Annotated in this window: 1 protein-coding gene and 1 pseudogene; both read left to right on the top strand. The window is 45.4% G+C overall.

Annotation, left to right across the window (positions count from 1 at the left end; translation table 11 throughout):
- Positions 1-535: pseudogene (locus tag GMD4S_RS12305) on the top strand (nicotinate phosphoribosyltransferase); the annotation flags it as partial.
- On the top strand, positions 532-1,054 hold a 523-nt coding region (gene nadE / locus GMD4S_RS12300; RefSeq protein WP_000058065.1), incomplete at its 3' end, for an ammonia-dependent NAD(+) synthetase. The pseudogene GMD4S_RS12305 and the gene nadE, both read left to right, overlap by 4 nt.

Raw genomic sequence — 1,054 nt, 5'->3', positions numbered from 1 at the left:
GGGGGTGGGTACCAAGCTGATTACGGCCTATGACCAGCCAGCCCTTGGAGCGGTTTATAAGATTGTAGCTATCGAAGATGAAACTGGTCATATGCGCAACACCATCAAGCTTTCAAGCAATGCTGAAAAAGTGTCGACACCAGGTAAGAAGCAGGTATGGCGCATTACTAGTCGTGAAAAAGGTAAGTCAGAAGGTGACTACATCACCTATGACGGTGTAGATGTTGCCAGCATGACAGAAATCAAAATGTTCCATCCGACCTATACTTACATTAAGAAGACCGTTCGAAACTTTGATGCTGTTCCTCTCTTGGTGGACATCTTCAAAGCAGGGAAATTAGTTTACAATTTGCCTAGTTTGACTGAGATTAAGGCCTATGCTCGCAAGGAATTTGACAAACTTTGGGATGAGTACAAGCGCGTGCTCAATCCGCAGCACTATCCAGTGGACTTGGCGCGTGATATTTGGCAAGATAAGATGGACTTGATTGATAAGATGCGCAAAGAAGCCCTTGGTGAAGGAGAAGAAGAATGAGTTTGCAAGAGACCATTATCCAGCAACTGGGCGTCAAACCAGTGATTGATGCCCAGGAAGAAATCCGTCGTTCAATTGATTTCTTAAAGAGATACTTGAAAAAACACCCCTTCCTTAAAACCTTTGTACTAGGGATTTCTGGAGGACAAGACTCAACTTTAGCAGGGCGCTTGGCGCAATTAGCTATGGAAGAAATGCGAGCAGAGACAGGAGATAACAGCTACCAATTTATCGCTGTCCGCCTGCCCTATGGCGTGCAAGCTGATGAAGCAGATGCTCAAAAAGCCCTTGATTTCATCCAACCAGATGTCAGTCTAGTTGTAAATATCAAGGAATCAGCTGATGCTATGACAGCTGCAGTCGAAGCGACAGGAAGTCCTGTTTCAGACTTCAACAAGGGAAATATCAAGGCGCGTAGTCGTATGATTGCTCAATATGCCCTTGCGGGTGCCCATAGCGGAGCGGTCATTGGAACAGACCATGCTGCGGAAAATATCACAGGCTTTTTTACCAAGTTTG

This window comes from Streptococcus sp. GMD4S, from assembly GCF_000296955.1.
This window is presented reverse-complemented; position numbering and strand designations above follow the sequence as displayed.